The following is a 17,331-nucleotide window of genomic DNA, read 5'->3' as shown; positions in this document are numbered from 1 at the left end:
TCAGGGCTATTTGGCTGTCAGCGCCAGATAGAGTTCCGCGCAGGCGAGCGCGTCAGTCAACGCGTTGTGGTTACCGTAATCGGGCAGGTTATACCGGCTGCGCACGCGAGCGAGACGCAGATCCTCCCCGCGTGGATAGGTGGCCATGCGCTCCATATGGCGGCGTTCGAGGGAGAGAGTGTCTACGACTTCGTCCGCACGAAGCCGGAAGCGCTTTCCATACACCCTCTTGTGCAGTGCATCAATGAAGCCAGTCTCCATTTGCGCGAAATGCGCCAGCAGCGCGCGCCCCTCGATAGCCTGCAGGAAAGCATCGAGAGCGACCTGCGCATCCACACCCTCGCGCGCGATGTCGTCGTCAGTGACCCCGTGCACCGTTGCAGAGTCGCCTACTGACGCCCCCGCCAACACGAAATAGCCGGCACCGGAGAGATCAATCACTCGGTCCGTCACCGGCACCCACCCGATGGAGACGAGGTGGTGCTTATCCGGTTTCAGCCCGGTAGTCTCCACATCCACCGCCAGCAGCTGGCCGTCGACGATGTCTCGCTTGGGCGGACCGAACAGGCCGCCGCCTTTCAGACCGAGCATCTAGATCGACCCAACCGGGAATTTCGACGCCATCGCGGATTGCAGTCCCTTGATGATGCGGAAGGAGTCACGCAGGGCGTCACGGTCAATACTGGACAGCTGGGTCGGGTCGATACGGTAGTTCGGTTCGTCACCCGCACGGACCTGATTCGCTTGGTGCCGCAGCGCGAGGTTGGAAATGTAGTCGTAGGCGCGCAAGAGATCTTCGGCGCCCCGCGGAGAAATGCTCTGCCCTGCCGATGCCTCAATGCGCGTCTGCGTGCCCACGTCGGTAGCGCTCGCCAGGATCGCATAAAGTCGCGCCATCTGCACCACCGCCGCAGTGCCGCCCTTCTTCACGTCGAGGGTGGCGGCGTACTCGCCGGACCGCTCCACAACAAAGCCGCGGAAGAATCCGATCGGGGGTTCGCGCCGCGTCGCGAGCGCCGCGAGATGCGCGTGCAGGCGCTTTGAACCATGCGCGGCGACCACTGCGTTGTCGTGGACGCGCTGCGCCATCTCCTCGTCGCCGAACAGGCAGCGGAAGTCGAAGAAGATCTGCGCGTTAAGCAGCGCCTCGGACTCGGGAGCGGTGATCCACGTGTGGAAGGTCGCGTTCCACTCGTCCTCCGTCATCCGCCATTGCGGCTGGGAAGCCATCATTTCACCCGGACACAACGCCTGGCCAGCTTCGGCCAGTCCGGTGCAGATGAACTCCGTGAAGCGGCGAAAGTAGTCGCCGTGCTCGGCCTCGTTGTAGGAGTTATCCAGCACCAGAGCGTTGTCTTGGTCCGACGCTGGGCCCATTTCACGGCGTGCCTGGGAGCCCACTGCGACGAACGCGTACGGCACGGGCGCGGGACCGAGCTCTTCAGCCGCCAGTTCAGCGAGTCTGCGTGCGATCGCATCAGCGATGCTGGTCAGGAGTTGCTGCACTTCGCGTGCCGACGAGCCCCTGTCCAGGAAGCGGGCCGCCACGGCGGCGGCTCGTCGATAAGCATCTTTGAGCTCCTCCCTGCTGCTTCCCGCCACGTCTGCGGCGAGGTAGATCGGGTCGGACTGGAGCTGATGCATGACATCCGAACTGGTCAGCACACCGACGATCTGGTCGTCTTGGGTCACCGGGAGGTGGTGAATGCCCAACTCGCTCAAGATGAGCATGGCTTCAAACAACTTCGTGTCCGGGGCGATCGTGCGCACCGGCGCTGTCATCACCTCCGCCACCTGTACCGAGGTGTCCAGACCTTTCGCTACCACACGTTTACGCAAGTCGCGGTCGGTGAGAATGCCTGTTTCCGCGCCGCCGCAGATGACGATGCTGGACACGTTCGCCTCAACCATCTTCACTGCGGTTGCGCGGATAGACTCATCGAAACGCGCGGTGACCAGGTTCCCCATCCGGATCATGTCGCTGACGGTCATGCGCAGGGTATCGGAATTGCCGGGGTCATTGATCTCGTGGGCGTGCACAGCGACACGGCGGGACAGCGACTCGAAGAACCGCTTGATGTCCGGGTTGTCAGTGATCAGCTGGGTGAACGGTGCGCGCGGGAGCACGAGCAAAATGCTGTCCTCGATGGCGACCATGGCGTATCTGGACTCAGGCTCATCGACAAGTGTTGAGTATCCGAAGTTGCGGCCGGAATCGCGCCTGTCAATGAGGGCGTCCCCCTCGGCCAGAATATCCACCGCTCCCGACCGGATGATGTACAGGTTGTCGTTCACCTGGCCGTAGTCAACAACCGTCTCACCGCGCCGGACGTAAATGATCCGCATGTGCCGCGGCAGCTCACGAAGGGTCTCCTCTGGCAGGTGCGAGAAGGGCTCGTGCTGGGCAAGGAAGCTGCGGACTTCGTCGAGCTCAACTGTCATGGGGCTAACGTTGCCAGAAAGTTAGCCCGGATAAAGCAGTTTAGAGTTACTGGTAGCTCACAAACCAGGGGCGTGGATCGACCTCGTTGTAGGTCTGCTCCGGCGTGAACATCGGCTCATCTTCGTCAATGAAGTTCTTCCACGCCAGGAAAAAGCCCGGGTCCAAGCCCTCACGCAACACATTCCAGGTGTCGTACTTCTGGCCCGGGGAGCCGTGACCGTCCGCATGGAGAATGAAGGACAGCTCCGGGCGGGACGTGTCAATGTTTTCACGGTCCGGCAACATAGCCACCTGGAATTGGTGCACGATGAGCGCCTTTTGCGGCAGGTTATTCTCGCGGGTCAGATCAGCGAGCCACTCGGTGACCTCGTTGATCTCCGCCGCTTCAGCAGAACCGACCTGCGCGGCCGGCGCCTGGCCTGGCTGAAGTTTCCACTCCGCGTCGAGCGCCAGGCCGACGTTGGGGCGCTTGAGCAAGTCTTCGTAGAGAAGTGCCTGCTCCTTGAAGGTGGTCAGACCCGGTTGCAGGTCAATGACTGCGTATCCCCCGGCATCCACGATCGCGTCGATGTACGGTTCCAGCTCGGCCGGATCGAACTCGTTTGTGAAGTTGCCGTCGTCCCCTGGGTGTTCCGACGCGACAGTCGCGATGATCTCGAAGGCAGGAATGACCTGCTCGTCGGAGAACGCTTTGTATTCCTCCACATACTGGTTGACCACATCAACAGATTCCGCGGGCGGCTGCTCACCCATCTGACCCAGTGCGGGACCAGACGGGTGGCCGTACAGCGCGATCATCCGGCGTCCCGGGAACACCAACCCGCCACCGCCGGGAAGCTCACCGTTGCCGGCAAGAGAAATCACGTCGCGGAAATGCTCGGTGTCGCCGAATTGTTGGCCCAGCGCGACCGCGTCGTGGCCATCGACCTGCGCGATGGATTCACTAGTCACCCGGGGATCTGCGTACGGCAGCACGGTAAGCGGAAGCTTTGACGCTGCTGCGGTCGCAGCTGCGGCACGAGACGTCAGCTCAGTGACGAAGATCGGCGTGCTGCTCCCGCCATCGTGGGTCTGCTCCCCCGCCTCAGCCACCGCAGCAACCTCGTGGCCGTCCTCTGCAGTCAGCGCAGCGGTGTCTTCGATCGCCTGTAAATCCTCGTCGTCCTGCTCGGATCCGGTGCCGACCTCAATCACACGCTCCGCCCCCAGGCGCTGCACCTCAGCGTCGACGGCCGAACTGGACTCCTCCTGCTGTGTCAGCATCGGCGCACCCAGATCAATGGCGATCGCCGCAGCCTGCAGCTGGTCGTCCTTCTCCGCAGAAGACACCACGACGGTGTCGGAGGATTCAAAGAACTGCTGGGATACTTCGGTGCCTGTGTCGTCCGAATCAGCGATCACCACCGAACCGTCCGAAACAAGATCAGCTGCGAGCTGCTCCTCGCGGCTGAGCTCTGGGTCTGCATCCTGGCCGTCGTCGGTGCAGGATGAGAGAACGAGAGCGGACGCTACCAGGACGGCAGCCGTGACTGGCCTATAAGACATAGGCCGAAGTCTACTTGAGAGCCTCCGCGATGCGGGTGCCGACGCGCTCCGTGGAGATCTCCTCCCCGCCCCGTGCAGACACGTCGTTGGCGACAGCAGCCTCGATACGGGAGGCTCCATCTTCATCATCAAGCCAGCGCAGCATCATGGCGACGGAGAGAATCATCGCGGTCGGATCCGCGATGCCTTTGCCCGCAATATCCGGTGCGGATCCGTGGACCGGCTCGAACATGGAGGGGTTGGTGCGGGAAGCATCGATGTTGCCCGAGCACGCCAAACCAACACCACCGGCGACAGCACCAGCAAGATCGGTGAGGATATCGCCGAAGAGATTGTCGGTGACAATCACGTCATAGCGCGACGGGTCGGTGACCATGTAGATCGTCGCGGCATCGATGTGGTTGTAATCGACGTTCACCTCCGGGTACTCGCGGGCGACATCGTTGACGGTGTTCTGCCATAGCGCACCGGCGTTGGTGAGCACGTTCGTCTTGTGCACGAGAGTGAGCTTCTTGCGTCGCTCCATGGCGGTCTCGAAACCGTGGCGGACAAGGCGCTCCACACCGTAGCGGGTGTTTTGGGAGACCTCGCTGGCAACCTCCGCGGGGGTGCCCTGGCGCAGGGTGCCGCCGTTTCCGCAGTACAGGCCCTCTGTTCCTTCGCGCACAACGACAAAGTCGATATCCCCAGGGTTAGCCAACGGGCTCACCGCCGTCGGGTACAGCTTCGATGGGCGAAGGTTGACAAAATGGTCCAGTTTGAAGCGCAGCGGCAACAGCAAACCGCGCTCCAACACGCCTGCCGGAACGCGGTCTGGGTCGCCAATCGCGCCGAGCAAGATCGCGTCGTGCTCCCGCAAGCTGTCCAAGTCCTCATCGGTCAGCAGCTCGCCGTTGCGCAGGTAGCGGCGAGCGCCGAGGTCGTACTCGGTGAGCTCCACGTCTCCGCGCACCGCGCGCAGAACTCTGAGACCTTCTTCCATCACCTCGGGACCAATGCCGTCCCCTGCAATAACCGCAATTTTCATGCAGCTCAGCTTAACAACAACGGCTCCCCGGATTCGCCTCTTGGTGTGCCCACCGCGTCTTCCAGAACTCCCGTTCCGTCATCAATTCTGCGTCCGGGTGGTGGGCGCGCTGATGCGCACAGTACTTCGCGTAGTCGTTATCGCCCATCAGCTCCTTGATGTACCAACTCGTCCACTTGAATGCCGAGACGGCACCATGCGCGATCGCACCCATTAATGCCCCGCTTCCGCCGGTGAATTCAATTCGAGCCCGTACTCCTTCGCCACTGCTTTCTCCTCCGCCGTGGCGAGCATCCCGCGCGGGGCGAACAGGGTGGACGGGACATCGGGTTCCTCGTTGGTCTCGATCTCTTCTCCGCGTTTGTGCACCTGCACCGCACGCACGCACGCCACCACCGTCGCCACGACCACGACAATCACCAACACTGCGAAGAAGATGGACAAAATGCCCTGAATCATCGTGTTCCGCACGACAATGTCGATCTCCTCCGGGCTGCCCGCCGCCTGGAATGTCTCCAGGCCCTGGTTGCGCGCATCCTTGTACTTCGAGTGCTGCGCGAAGTAGCCGATCGCAGGATCGTCGCTGAAGATCTTCTGCCAGCTCGCCGTCATGGTGATGATCAGGTCCCACACCAGCGGAACCACCGGGATCCACACCCACCTGAACAGCCCCTTCTTGAACACGATCGCGGTGACAAGGCACAGTGCGATCGCCGCCAGCAGCTGGTTGGCTATGCCGAACAGCGGGAAGAGCACGTTGATGCCGCCGAGCGGGTCGGTCACACCCATGACCAGGATCGCGCCCCACATACCGCAGACGAGAACGGTGGACACCCAGCTGCCCACGCGCCAGGACGGGTCCTTGAACTTCTCCAGGCCAGAGACATTGCCGATGATGTCGCCCATCATGAAGCGGGCGACGCGGGTGCCGGCATCAATGGCGGTAAGGATGAACAGGCCCTCAAACATGATGGCGAAGTGGAACCAGAATGCCTGCATGCCCGGGTGGCTGAAGATATTGGTCATGATCTCGGACATGCCGATGGCGAAGGTCGGTGCGCCGCCGGTGCGGGACACGATGCTCGGTTCCCCCACTGCCTCGGCGAGGGCCGTCAGCTGCTCTGCGGAGACTCCCTGCCCCGGGATGTTCAGGCCGTTGACGAACTCAGCCGCGGTAGCTTCTTCCCCGCCGGTTTTTGCCTTCGGGGAGTTGATGGCGAAGTAGATGTGCCGGTCGAGCACCACAGCGGTGATCAGCGCCATGATGGCCACGAAAGATTCCATGAGCATGCCGCCGTACCCGATCGCGCGTGCATGCGTCTCTTTCTCCAGCAGCTTCGGGGTGGTGCCGGAAGAAATCAATGCGTGGAAACCAGAGAGCGCGCCGCAGGCGATGGTGATGAACAGGAACGGGAACAGGTTGCCGGAGAATACCGGGCCGCCGCCCTCTAGGCCGAAGGATGTGATCGCCGGCATGTGAACCTCGGGCCGGTCGATGAGGATCGCCAGCGCCAGCATGACGATCACGCCGATCTTCATGAAGGTGGACAGATAATCGCGCGGGGCGAGCAGCAACCACACCGGCAAGATGGAGGCGACCACACCGTAGATCAGGATGCAGACTGCCAGCGTGGCCTTGGACAGGGTGAACAGTTCCGCACCCCAGGAGGTCTCCGCGACGTACCCGCCGCCGAGAATCGCCGCCATGAGCAGCACCACGCCGATGGCGGAGACTTCCGCAACGCGGCCCGGCCGAAGGAAACGGCCGTACACGCCCATGAACAAGGCGATCGGGATGGTCATCGCGATGGAGAACACGCCCCACGGAGACTCCGCCAGGGCGTTGACCACGACCAGGCCCAGCACGGCGATGATGATCACCATGATGACCATGGTGGCGATGCTGCCGGCGACGCCGCCGACCTGGCCGACTTCCTCTTTGAGCATCTGCCCCAGGGAGCGGCCGCGGCGGCGCTGGGACACGGCGAGAACGAGGTAGTCCTGCACCGCGCCGGCAAGCACGACGCCAATGATGATCCAGAGCGTGCTGGGCAGGTACCCCATCTGCGCGGCCATGACCGGGCCGACGAGCGGGCCGGCGCCGGCGATCGCGGCGAAGTGGTGGCCGAAGAGCACGCGGCGGTCGGTGGGAACGAAATCAGAACCGTCATTGACATACTCGGCCGGTGTCGCCCGGGTATTCCGCGGCTTGACCACCTTGTACTCGACGAGACGGGCATACAGGCTGAACCCGATGATGTATGTGCCAATGGCGGCGAGCACGAGCCACACCGAATTGATGGTCTCGCCGCGGTGCAACGCGATCGCGCCCCAACCGAGCGCGGTGAGCACTGCCGCGAAACCAATGACGACACGCTCGACGGCGCCGATGGCTTTCTTCGGCGTCACGCCGACGACGTGCTCTTTCCCGTCGGGTGTCGTGGTGATTTCGAGCCTTTCGCGCGGCACTGCGCCCGCTTGCGACTCGTCGCGTTCAACTGCGGTGGTCAAGTTCGCCCCCTTAATTAGGCTAAGAAAATGAAGTGCGTAAATACTCGCATATGCGCGGAGACGGGCGCAGAAAAAATCCCGGATTAATTCACATCCGGGATAAGTTTCTTTCGCTGGAGCGTATCGGTCGAGCGAGATGACCTAATCAGCCACGAATATATACGCGCATGAGCTAGTCGAGCACCAGCTGGAAGCAGTCCGCTTCGATGGACTTCGCGACGGAAGCTTCAAGATCAGCAGGCACCTCGGACTCGACTCGGAGAATGAGGAACGCGCCGTCACCCTTTGCGGACTGGGTCAGCGCGGCAGCTTCGATATTGATGTCGTGCTCGCCCAGCTGGGAACCGACCTTGCCCAGAGCGCCCGGCTGGTCGGTGTAGGACAGGAACAAGTTGCGGCCCTCTGCCCGCATGTCCACACCGCGGCCGTTGATGCGAACGATCTTCTCCACGTGCTCCAGTCCCGTCAGCGCCCCTTCGACGGTGGCGGTGTCACCGGAGGCGGACACGAGCTGAACCTCCAGGGAGGAACGGTGGCCGCGGGATTCGGAAGCAACACCGGATTCGACATTGAGGCCGCGGGCCTCCGCAATGGCCGGGGCGTTGACAAAAGTCACGGGCTCTTCGACGATGCCAGAGAACAGACCGCGCTCGGCAGACAGCGCCAACGTGGCCGGATCCTCGTGGGACAGCTCGCCGCGGGCGGTGACCTTGAGGGAGACCGGTGCGTCGTCGAGAAGCTTGCCGGCCAGCAGACCGAGCTTGCGGGACAGATCGAGCCACACAGCCACTTCTTCGTTCACCGCGCCGCCGATGATGTTGACCGCGTCCGGGACGAATTCGCCCGCGAGAGCCTTGAGCACAGAGTCTGCGACATCAGTGCCAGCGCGGTCCTGTGCCTCCGCAGTCGACGCTCCCAGATGCGGGGTCACCACGACCTCCTCCAGCTCAAACAGCGGGGAGTCAGTGCACGGCTCGCTGGAGTACACATCGAAACCTGCACCGCGAATCGGTCCGTTTGTGATCGCGTCGGCAAGCGCGTGCTCGTCGACAAGCCCGCCGCGAGCCGCGTTGACAATGATCTGGCCTTCCTTCGCCTTTGCCAGCAGCTCAGCATTGAACATGCCCTGCGTTTCCTTCGTCTTGGGCAGGTGAATGGTGACGAAGTCTGCACGGGAGACCAGCTCCTCCAACTCGACCAACTCAACACCGAGCTGCGCGGCACGCGTCGGGTTCGCGTACGGGTCATACGCAATGATCTCAGTTTCAAAGGCGGCCAGTCGCTGCGCGAACAGCTGACCGATGTGGCCGAAGCCGACAATGCCGACGGTCTTTCCGAAGATCTCCACGCCCTTGAAGGAAGAACGCTTCCACTCGCCGTCGCGCAGGGTCTTGTCGGCAGCCGGGATCTGGCGGGCAGTGGACAGCAGCAGCGCGATTGCATGCTCGCAAGCAGAGTGAATGTTGGAGGTTGGTGCGTTGACGACCATCACGCCGCGCTCCGTGGCCGTCGGCACGTCGACGTTGTCCAGGCCGACACCAGCGCGGCCCACGATGCGCAGGTTCGGAGCAGCCTCGAGAACCTCACGGTCCACAGTCGTTGCAGAACGCACGAGAAGAGCCTCAGCCTCGGGCACAGCTGCGAGCAGTTCCGCACGGTTCGGGCCATCAACCCACCGCACCTCTACTGCGTCTCCGAGGGCATCAACAGTGGACTGGGCGAGCTTGTCGGCGATGAGAACGACGGGCTTAGACACGGTGGGTACTCTCCTTGGAAACGGGGTATCAGCAGCGCTGGTTAGTTTAGCGCCCCCGCTTCCGCTTCCGCGATGCGGTCTGCCAGCTCCTCTCCCGTTCCAAAGTCACGCCCGAGGGCGACTAAGGGTTTGTCCGCCAAACCGGCTGTGGCAAGCAGGGTTTCCCGTGCGGCCCGGGGATCCGGATCCGGCACCACGGTCACCGCTGCTCCGTAGGCCCGGGCAGTAGCGATCGCCGGAACAGAAGCGCTGTCCAGTGCGATGACCTGCGGCGCCATCTCTGCATCCAGCCGCGACTGAAGAGGCACCGTCCCGCTTTCCGCGTTCTCCGGAACCTTCTGCTCCCCGGGGAATCCCGCGCGCAGCCATGTGGGTTCAGAGGCGTTGAGGTCCGCCACCGCCACAGCGGCATCGCCTGGCGATTCCACGACGTGTTCGGTGAATTTTAAAGACGTCGCTTGCTCAAGCGCCTCCAGCCCGCCCGGGTCACGCACGATCACGAGATCCTCCGTGTAGTTGAGCACCGGAACATAACCCACCGCAAAGATAGTGTGCGCGCCGAGTCGCTCAATTTCCTGAATGACCTGATTGTGGTGGTCGCTGTCGTAAATGACCATCGGGGCATGTGCGACCGCAGCCACGGATGCCGCGCGCAGCTGCGAATGCATGTCCCCGTCCGAGAGAATCAGAATCTCGGAGGATTCGAAGAACAATTCGGTCGCTGCGAACCCATGCGGATCGTCGAGCACGACGGGATGGCCCTCAAATTGCTCCGCCACGTGGCGGGAAGAATTCACAGTGCGGGCTTCCTGGAGTTCGGGGTCCTTGTTTGCCGTGTTGCTTGTGCTGCTCGTGCTGCCAGTGGTGGACGTGTCCGCCTCAGGGCCAGGACTCTCGGATGTGCAGCCGGCGAGCACAATGCACGAGCCGAAAACAGCGAGGCTGCGACGTAGCTTCATACGCGGTCTCGCTGCGCCGGCTTGTTCATGGCGTACTCGATCATGCCCAGGAACCGCTCGTGGCGGTCCGCGAAAAACGCCTGCCAGTTCGACGTGAGCAGGTACTCCGGCTCAATCTCGTGGGTGGCTAGCAGCGCATCAAATTCGTCATCTTCCATGATGGCTTTGGACTGTAGCCGGGACAGGTAACGCTTCGGGTCATTGCCCTCCATGACGCTTTCTGTCCGCTTACCCAGCGGTGTGCGGTTGAGCACGGAGGCCGCCAATTGCGGGTCGACATTGTGCACGCGGCAGAAACCGGGCGGGAAAACTTGATAGAAGCCAGGTTGAAGTTCGGCGACGGTGGTTCCGTCGAAAAGCTTGCCCGTGCGCCAGTCCCTCGCACCGCGCGCCATGAGGAGTGAGAAAAGACCGCGGTAGACGCCCGAGTCTTCGTCAGCGGTGATGAGACGGGATTCGACGAACTCTGCATCCTGAACCGTCTTGGGCACAACCTCGGTCTCGCCCTTCGCCCATGGGGTGACCTGGTCCACGTCCGAGCCCGCGCGTATCGACGGCGAGTGCGCTCCGTACAGTTCTCCGAACACCCCGCTCCAGTACCACTGGTTAATGCGGTCCCACGTCGCCGGCTTGTCCAGGCAACCGTCTTCGTAGGACAGGCGCGCGAGAATCACGGCCAGCGGCACCAATTGGCCGTTATAGGGCACCTGGTCGACGCTGAAGATGCAACGGTCCGAAAGGAACTGCGCAGCGCGCTCGAACGCGGCGAGCAGATCGCGGGAGGCCCACAGGTACTCATCCAGTTTCAGGTTGAGAATGTCACCGCGGTGACCGCGCGCGAAACCGTTCATGCCGGATACCAGCAGCGAAACACCGCGCAGGAAACGCACGCGCGTCACCGATCGCAGTGCTGGGTATTGGTGGAGCACCCCCTCGCACTCCTCCCAGTGAGCTGCCAATGAGAAGTCCGGGTTCTCCAGCGCGAACACTGCAGTGAGCAGCTCGAACACGTCCATCGACACGCCCTGGGAGTTCGCCTGCGCGAAAATCTGTCCGACACCGATTTGGGATGTGCCGCGTTCAAGACGGGTCATCGGCAAGTCGTAAGCGGCCAGCGGACGAACAATGCTGCGGTGGAAAGCTTTCACATCCTCGCGTAACGACGGATCCTCCGCATTGGCCGCCATATCGAACAGGAGATCATTTCCCTCCTCCCACAGCAGCGCCGACACCGGCACGACGTAATTGTCCACCATCGTCTGGCGGTCAGTGATGCCGCCGGGAATGTCCGGACCGAAGTGGGAGCGAATCACTCCCTCATCATCCACGGCGAAAATGGCCTCCTCTGGGATCGGCTCAGCCCGTACCGCCGCACGCACATCAACGAAGTAGCGGCGATGGATCCGGCGCTGACGGAAATCCAGCACCTCCAGACGGCCGTCACCTTGCAGGGCAAGGTAGAGAGAGGCGAGGCGCTGTTGGCCGTCGAGAAGCAGAAGACCCGGCTCGTTGTCTGTCTCCGGCGCCCCAGGAAGCGTGCGCGGCTTGAAGCGCATCGGCTCATTGCGGGTATCCAACGCCAGCAAGGTGCCCACCGGGTATCCGCGCAGCACAGAGGAAATCAAGGTGCGCGTGCGATCCACATCCCACAGATATGTGTGCTGAAAGTCAGGAATCTGCAGTTCGCCACGATCAATGCGCGCAAACAGGTCGGTCAAGGAGTAGCTCGGCGTGGTAAACCCCATGGCCACAACTCTAGATCACTGCGCGTGTTCATGAGGGGCGCAGAATACCTCGTGAGCTGAGTGCTCAGGCCCCTCAAGCTGAATGGTGGCGTGGTCGATCCCGAATTCGCGCAGACGCGCCTGCGCACGGTCAAGCAGCACCCCCTGATCGCCGCGTGTGATGAGGTGAACAGTGCACAGCACGTTGTTCCCACTCATTGACCACAGATGCAGGTCATGAATGCCCTCCACATGGGCAATCGACAACAGTGCGGCCTCGACTTCAGCAGGGTCAATGTGTGCTGGCACTCGTTCCAGCAGCACGCTTATCGACGTCTTGAGCAACTCCCACGCCCGCGGGAGCACCATCCCTGCAATCAGAAGGGACGCAATGACATCTGCAGCTTGAAACCCCGTGAAGGCAATGACCAGACCCGCCACGATGACCGCGACTGATCCGAGCAAGTCCACCATCACGTGAAGGAACGCACCCTCCACGTTGATGGAGTGCTTCCGCTGGGAATAGAGCACTGCCGCCGAAAGGATGTTGGCCACCAGACCCACGAATGCCACTGTGATCATGGTGGCCGTGTGCACCTCTTCCCCACTGCCCAGACGGCGCACCGCCCCCACAACGATCCCGATGGAGATGACCACAACGGTGACGGCGTTCAGTGCCGCCGCGAGCACCTCCACCCGGCGGTATCCGAAGGTCGCGTACGCGGAGACTTTCCGCCGGCCAATCAGCACTGCGATGAGTGCGATGATGAGACCGGTGGCATCCGACAGCATGTGCATCGCGTCTGCGAGCAACGCCATGGACCCGGACAGCCAGCCGCCGGCAAGTTCCGCGAGGAACACAATCGCGGTGATCCCAAGCGCGACCGCGAGCGCCCACATGGGCGCGGAATCATGGTGCTGGTGACCATGCCCATGGTGTCCATGGTCGTGCTTGTGTTCCCTCACGGTCACCACTTTATGACACTTTGGCTCTTATTGAAACTCTATTGAAAACTGGAAATCGACGAAAACTGTTTCTCACCTGGGAGTAAGCTCAAGAAGCTAGGTGACACATCCCCAACTTGTTTCACCCCCTTCCGTCACGTCACCGGAAAAGTTGTTACCCTGGTTACTTGTACGTTAACGAGATGCGTTATTTAGAAAGGTGTCGAGATGACCTCCAAGAACCCGAACCTGAACCCGAACGACCCGAACAAGCTGCCGCACGACGCGAACAACCTGCCGACCGAGCGCATCGGTAACGCTGAGGACCGCATCGGCCGCGGCGACCCGATCGACGAGACCCGCGTCAGCGAGTCCCGCATCGTCCCGGACGAGGAGAACACCGCCCGCACCGAGACCACCGCTGCGGCAAACCGTCCGGCGACCACGACCGGTGGCTCCACCGCCGCTCAGGAGACCGAGAACGGCGGCGGCAACTGGTGGAAGTGGCTGCTGGGTCTGCTCGCCCTGCTGCTGCTCGGCTGGCTGATCTACGCTCTGGTTTCCGGCAACGGCGACGAGGGCGACGCTGACCCGTCCACCACCACCGTTGGCACCACCACCGTCGACGAGACCACCACCGAGGCTCCGGCTGGCGAGGCTAGCCCGGCTGAGGGTGCTGAGGACGCTGCCGGCGATGCTGGTGATGCCGCAGGCGACGCTGCTGATAGCGCTGGCGATGCCGCTGGTGACGCTGCCGACACCGCAGGCGACGCTGCTGATGAGGCTGAGGACGCTGCCGGTGACGCCGTAGAGAACGCCACCAACTAAGCGCGAAAGGCTTCTGCCCCGCTCCCCTGTCGTTGGGGAGCGGGGCGTTGTCGTATCTGAAACCCAAAGAAAACTGACAAACAAATATGAGCTCCCCTACCGGGGAGCTCATTGTCGTCGAGAAGCGGGTTACTGCGCCGTGTCTGTCAGGGGGCTCTTGACCCAGCTCATCATGTCGCGCAGCTTAGCGCCGGTCGTCTCGATCGGGTGCTGTGCGATCTGGTCGCGCAGGCCCTCGAGCTCCTTATTGCCGCCGTCGACGTTGGCGACAAGGCGGCGGGTGAATTCGCCGGACTGGATGTCCTTGAGCACCTCACGCATACGGTCCTTAGCCCCCTCGTCCACGACGCGCGGGCCGGAGAGGTAGCCGCCGAACTCGGCAGTGTCCGAAACGGAGTAGTTCATGTTTCCGATGCCGCCTTCGTAGATCAGATCAACGATCAGCTTCAGTTCGTGCAGGCACTCGAAGTACGCCATCTCCGGCTCGTAGCCAGCCTCGGTCAGGACGTCGAAGCCGTTCATGATCAGCTCCTCCAGGCCACCACACAGCACAGCCTGCTCGCCGAAGAGGTCGGTGACGGTCTCAGCCTCGAAGGTGGTCGGGATGACGCCCGCACGTGCGCCACCAATCGCGGCTGCGTACGACAGGGCAAGCTCACGGCCCTTGCCGTTCGGGTCCTGCTCGACGGCGATCAGGCAGGGCACGCCCTTGCCGTCGACGAAGGTGCGGCGGACCAGGTGACCCGGGCCCTTCGGCGCGACCATGCCGATGGTGATGTTCTCTGCCGGCTCGATGAGTTTGAAGTGAATGTTCAAGCCATGGCCGAAGAACAAAGCGTCACCCTCATTGAGGTTCGGCTCAATGTCGTTTTTGAAGATCTCAGCCTGGGAGGTGTCAGGGGCCAGCAGCATGATGACGTCAGCCCAAGCAGCTGCGTCCGCGTTGGACTTGACCTCGAAACCAGCTTCCTTTGCCTTATCAGCGGACTTGGAGCCGTCGCGCAGACCGATGACGACCTCGACACCAGACTCGCGCAGGTTCTGAGCGTGCGCGTGACCCTGGGAGCCGTAGCCGATGATGGCGACCTTGCGACCCTGGATGATGGACAGATCGGCATCGTCGTCGTAGAAGACCTCAATAGCCATGGTGAGAAACCTTTCGTCGGGATATGTGCCTATCCCACTATACGGGAGGGGCGTTTCAAATTTACTTAGAGGGTGCCAGCGTCTTCGCGCCGCGGTTGAGCGCAACACGTCCAGACTGAACCAGTTCGCGGATACCGAAGGGCTCGAGCACCTCAAGCAGAGCCTTCAGCTTGCTCGACGTACCGGTCGCCTCGATGACCACCGAATCCGGCGACACATCCACCACGCGGGCGCGGAAAATATTTGCGGCATCGACAACCTGCGGTCGGTTGCTGTTGTTCGCGTTGACCTTCACCAGCATCAGGGAGCGCGCGATGAACTTGTCCTCTTCCAGGCGGATCACCTTGATCACGTGGATCAGCTTGTGCAGCTGCTTCGTGATCTGCTCCACGGCATGTTCGGAGGCGTCCACAACCACCGTGATGCGGTTGATCCCCTCAGTCTCCGTCTTGGCTGTGGCCAAGGAGACCAGGTTGAAGCCGCGGCGGGTGAACATGGCGGTGACGCGGGTGATGATTCCGTCGACATCCTGAACCAGCACAGACAGGACGCTGCGGGTCACATCGTCATAAAGATCGTTGGTAGTCATTGCTAGTTCTCCTCGTTCACTTCTTGCACGGTTTCGTGGATGTCGGCGGGTGATTCACCGGCGGAGATTTCTTCGTCGAAAAGCGGGCGCAGATCACGCGCGTACTGGATCTCAGAGTTCGAGCTACCGGCGGAAATCATCGGCCACACCTGAGCGTCCTCGCCCACCACAAAGTCGATGACCACCGGACGGTCATTGATCTCGCGGGCGCGCTGGATCGCGGGCAGCACCTCATCCTCCGTGGTCACACGGATCGCTTCAGCACCGAGCGCAGACGCGAGACCCAGGAAATCCGGCACGTACGTGGTGTCCTGGTGCAGCTTCGTGTGGGAGTAGTGGCCCTCGTAGAACAGCGTTTGCCACTGACGGACCATGCCCAGGTTGCCGTTGTTGATCAGGGCGACCTTGAACGGGAAGCCCTCCACCGCCGCAGTGGTGATCTCCTGGTTGGTCATCTGGAAACAACCGTCACCGTCGATCGCCCAGACTTCCTTGTCCGGGCACGCGGCTTTCGCACCGAGCGCTGCCGGAACAGAAAAGCCCATGGTGCCCAGGCCACCGGAGTTGAGCCAGGTCCGCGGGTGCTCGAAGTCGATGAACTGGGCAGCCCACATCTGGTGCTGGCCCACACCAGCAACGTAGATGGCTTCGGGCCCGACTTCCTTGGACAAAGTCTCAATGACGTACTGCGGGGACAGAGACCCGTCCGACTGCGGGTCGTATCCGCGCGGGAAGCGCTGCTTCATGTCGCCCAGGTAACCCTTCCACTCGTCGATCTTCGGAGCGGAAATCTTCTTCGATTTCTTGAAGACATCCGTGAACTCGGAGAGCACCTGGCGGGCATCGCCCACGATAGGCACGTCCACAGCCCGGATTTTGCCGATTTCGGCCGGGTCCACATCGGCGTGGATGACCTGCGCGTCGGGAGCGAAGCGGTCCGGGTCGCCGGTCACACGGTCGTCGAAACGCGCGCCGATAGTGATGAGCAGGTCAGCCTTCTGCAGCGCGGCTACCGCCGGAACGGTGCCGTGCATGCCCGGCATTCCCATGAACAGCTCATGGTGGGACGGGAAAGCCCCGAGAGCCATGAGCGTGGTGACAACCGGGACGCCGGTCAGTTCGGCGAATTCGCGCAGCTCCTTGTGTGCGCCCGCCTTGATGATGCCGCCGCCGGCATAGATCACCGGCTTCTTCGCCTCGGCGATCAGCTTCGCCGCCTGGGTGATCTGGCGCGAGTGCGGCTTTGTCGTGGGCTTGTAGCCCGGCAGGTCCACAGCCGGGGGCCAGGCAAAGTCGAGCTCCGCGTTCTGCACGTCCTTCGGAAAGTCGACCAGGACCGGGCCCGGGCGGCCGGTGCTGGCGAGGTGGAACGCTTCGGCGAGCGCACCCGGGATCTCGTCCGGGTGGCTCACCATGATGTTGTGCTTGGTGATCGGCATGGTGATCCCGCGGATGTCCGCCTCCTGGAAGGCGTCGGTGCCCAACAGCGAGGAACCGACCTGACCGGTGATGGCGACAAGCGGCACGGAGTCCAGGTACGCGTCCGCCAGCGCGGTGACGAGGTTGGTGGCACCCGGTCCTGACGTGGCCAGGCACACACCGACCTTGCCGGATGCCCAGGCGTAACCTTCTGCGGCGTGACCCGCGCCCTGTTCGTGCCGCACCAAAACGTGGCGCAGTTTCTCAGCGGAGAACAAAGCCTCGTACAGCGGCAGCACTGCTCCGCCCGGGATACCGAAGATGACTTCAGTGCCGAGCTCTTCGAGACTGCGGACGATCGCTTCCGCTCCCGTCATCCTCTCCGACTGTTTGCTTTGTGACGCTGCCACTTTTCTCGAACTCCTTTATGAGTTGTGCG

General features: G+C 62.3%; 14 protein-coding genes. 1 reads left to right on the top strand and 13 read right to left on the bottom strand.

Annotation, left to right across the window (positions count from 1 at the left end; genetic code table 11):
- Window positions 1-6: 6 nt before the first annotated feature.
- The 10 genes from KBX19_RS03250 to KBX19_RS03205 all read right to left on the bottom strand — a co-directional run bounded on the left by KBX19_RS03250 (window position 7) and on the right by KBX19_RS03205 (window position 12,865).
- Window positions 7-591, bottom strand: coding sequence for an exonuclease domain-containing protein (locus KBX19_RS03250; protein ID WP_255997394.1), 585 nt, complete (start codon window positions 589-591; stop codon window positions 7-9).
- Window positions 592-2,442, bottom strand: coding sequence for a DUF294 nucleotidyltransferase-like domain-containing protein (locus KBX19_RS03245; protein WP_255997393.1), 1,851 nt, complete (start codon window positions 2,440-2,442; stop codon window positions 592-594). It lies immediately after the preceding gene.
- 46 nt (window positions 2,443-2,488) lie between these two features.
- The gene (locus KBX19_RS03240; protein WP_255997391.1) at window positions 2,489-3,988 is read right to left on the bottom strand and encodes a cell wall-binding repeat-containing protein; all 1,500 of its coding nucleotides are present in this window, start codon (window positions 3,986-3,988) and stop codon (window positions 2,489-2,491) included.
- A 10-nt stretch (window positions 3,989-3,998) separates the two neighbouring features.
- Window positions 3,999-5,015 carry a 3-isopropylmalate dehydrogenase gene (locus KBX19_RS03235; RefSeq protein ID WP_255997385.1) on the bottom strand — a complete coding sequence of 339 codons (1,017 nt, stop codon included), beginning with the start codon at window positions 5,013-5,015 and terminating at the stop codon, window positions 3,999-4,001.
- A 10-nt stretch (window positions 5,016-5,025) separates the two neighbouring features.
- The gene (locus KBX19_RS03230) at window positions 5,026-5,229 is read right to left on the bottom strand and encodes a YbdD/YjiX family protein (RefSeq protein WP_255995177.1); all 204 of its coding nucleotides are present in this window, start codon (window positions 5,227-5,229) and stop codon (window positions 5,026-5,028) included.
- Entirely contained in the window at window positions 5,229-7,484 is a 2,256-nt protein-coding gene (locus tag KBX19_RS03225; protein ID WP_370686991.1) for a carbon starvation CstA family protein, read from the bottom strand. Before KBX19_RS03225 ends, KBX19_RS03230 begins: the two co-directional genes overlap by 1 nt.
- A gap of 214 nt (window positions 7,485-7,698) precedes the next feature.
- A complete protein-coding gene (gene serA / locus KBX19_RS03220; RefSeq protein WP_255997381.1) occupies window positions 7,699-9,282 on the bottom strand; it encodes a phosphoglycerate dehydrogenase in 1,584 nt (527 codons plus the stop codon).
- A 41-nt stretch (window positions 9,283-9,323) separates the two neighbouring features.
- A complete protein-coding gene (locus KBX19_RS03215) occupies window positions 9,324-10,241 on the bottom strand; it encodes a hypothetical protein (RefSeq protein ID WP_255997380.1) in 918 nt (305 codons plus the stop codon).
- Window positions 10,238-11,986 (bottom strand): DUF262 domain-containing protein, encoded by a 1,749-nt coding sequence (locus KBX19_RS03210; protein WP_255997378.1) that lies wholly within the window; start codon window positions 11,984-11,986, stop codon window positions 10,238-10,240. Before KBX19_RS03210 ends, KBX19_RS03215 begins: the two co-directional genes overlap by 4 nt.
- 15 nt (window positions 11,987-12,001) lie before the next feature.
- The gene (locus KBX19_RS03205; RefSeq protein WP_255997531.1) at window positions 12,002-12,865 is read right to left on the bottom strand and encodes a cation diffusion facilitator family transporter; all 864 of its coding nucleotides are present in this window, start codon (window positions 12,863-12,865) and stop codon (window positions 12,002-12,004) included.
- 273 nt (window positions 12,866-13,138) lie between these two features.
- On the opposite strand from KBX19_RS03205, the gene KBX19_RS03200 reads away from it, so the two are divergent.
- Window positions 13,139-13,738, top strand: coding sequence for a hypothetical protein (locus tag KBX19_RS03200; RefSeq protein WP_255997376.1), 600 nt, complete (start codon window positions 13,139-13,141; stop codon window positions 13,736-13,738).
- A gap of 129 nt (window positions 13,739-13,867) precedes the next feature.
- Here the strand turns inward: KBX19_RS03200 and ilvC are convergent, their stop codons facing one another.
- The 3 genes from ilvC to KBX19_RS03185 form a co-directional block, all read right to left on the bottom strand.
- Window positions 13,868-14,884: a ketol-acid reductoisomerase gene (gene ilvC, locus KBX19_RS03195; protein ID WP_255997374.1), complete on the bottom strand. Its 1,017-nt coding sequence runs from the start codon at window positions 14,882-14,884 to the stop codon at window positions 13,868-13,870.
- A 61-nt stretch (window positions 14,885-14,945) separates the two neighbouring features.
- A complete protein-coding gene (gene ilvN / locus KBX19_RS03190; protein ID WP_005290434.1) occupies window positions 14,946-15,473 on the bottom strand; it encodes an acetolactate synthase small subunit in 528 nt (175 codons plus the stop codon).
- A gap of 2 nt (window positions 15,474-15,475) precedes the next feature.
- Window positions 15,476-17,269: an acetolactate synthase large subunit gene (locus KBX19_RS03185; protein ID WP_370686990.1), complete on the bottom strand. Its 1,794-nt coding sequence runs from the start codon at window positions 17,267-17,269 to the stop codon at window positions 15,476-15,478.
- Between the last annotated feature and the right edge of the window lie 62 nt (window positions 17,270-17,331).

It is taken from the genome of Corynebacterium sp. CCUG 71335 (assembly GCF_024454075.1).
In the GTDB taxonomy this organism is placed as follows: Bacteria; Actinomycetota; Actinomycetes; order Mycobacteriales; family Mycobacteriaceae; genus Corynebacterium; species Corynebacterium genitalium.
This window is presented reverse-complemented; position numbering and strand designations above follow the sequence as displayed.

Bases quoted from the DNA above. Each gene is read 5' to 3' on its own strand.
- KBX19_RS03240 (WP_255997391.1), bottom strand. From the start codon at position 3,988: ATGTCTTATAGGCCAGTCACGGCTGCCGTCCTGGTAGCGTCCGCTCTC.
- KBX19_RS03235 (WP_255997385.1), bottom strand. From the start codon at position 5,015: ATGAAAATTGCGGTTATTGCAGGGGACGGCATTGGTCCCGAGGTGATG.
- KBX19_RS03245 (WP_255997393.1), bottom strand. From the start codon at position 2,442: ATGACAGTTGAGCTCGACGAAGTCCGCAGCTTCCTTGCCCAGCACGAG.
- ilvC (WP_255997374.1), bottom strand. From the start codon at position 14,884: ATGGCTATTGAGGTCTTCTACGACGACGATGCCGATCTGTCCATCATC.
- ilvN (WP_005290434.1), bottom strand. From the start codon at position 15,473: ATGACTACCAACGATCTTTATGACGATGTGACCCGCAGCGTCCTGTCT.
- KBX19_RS03210 (WP_255997378.1), bottom strand. From the start codon at position 11,986: ATGGGGTTTACCACGCCGAGCTACTCCTTGACCGACCTGTTTGCGCGC.
- KBX19_RS03205 (WP_255997531.1), bottom strand. From the start codon at position 12,865: ATGTGGGCGCTCGCGGTCGCGCTTGGGATCACCGCGATTGTGTTCCTC.
- KBX19_RS03215 (WP_255997380.1), bottom strand. From the start codon at position 10,241: ATGAAGCTACGTCGCAGCCTCGCTGTTTTCGGCTCGTGCATTGTGCTC.
- KBX19_RS03185 (WP_370686990.1), bottom strand. From the start codon at position 17,269: ATGACGGGAGCGGAAGCGATCGTCCGCAGTCTCGAAGAGCTCGGCACT.
- KBX19_RS03230 (WP_255995177.1), bottom strand. From the start codon at position 5,229: ATGGGTGCGATCGCGCATGGTGCCGTCTCGGCATTCAAGTGGACGAGT.
- KBX19_RS03250 (WP_255997394.1), bottom strand. From the start codon at position 591: ATGCTCGGTCTGAAAGGCGGCGGCCTGTTCGGTCCGCCCAAGCGAGAC.
- KBX19_RS03200 (WP_255997376.1), top strand. From the start codon at position 13,139: ATGACCTCCAAGAACCCGAACCTGAACCCGAACGACCCGAACAAGCTG.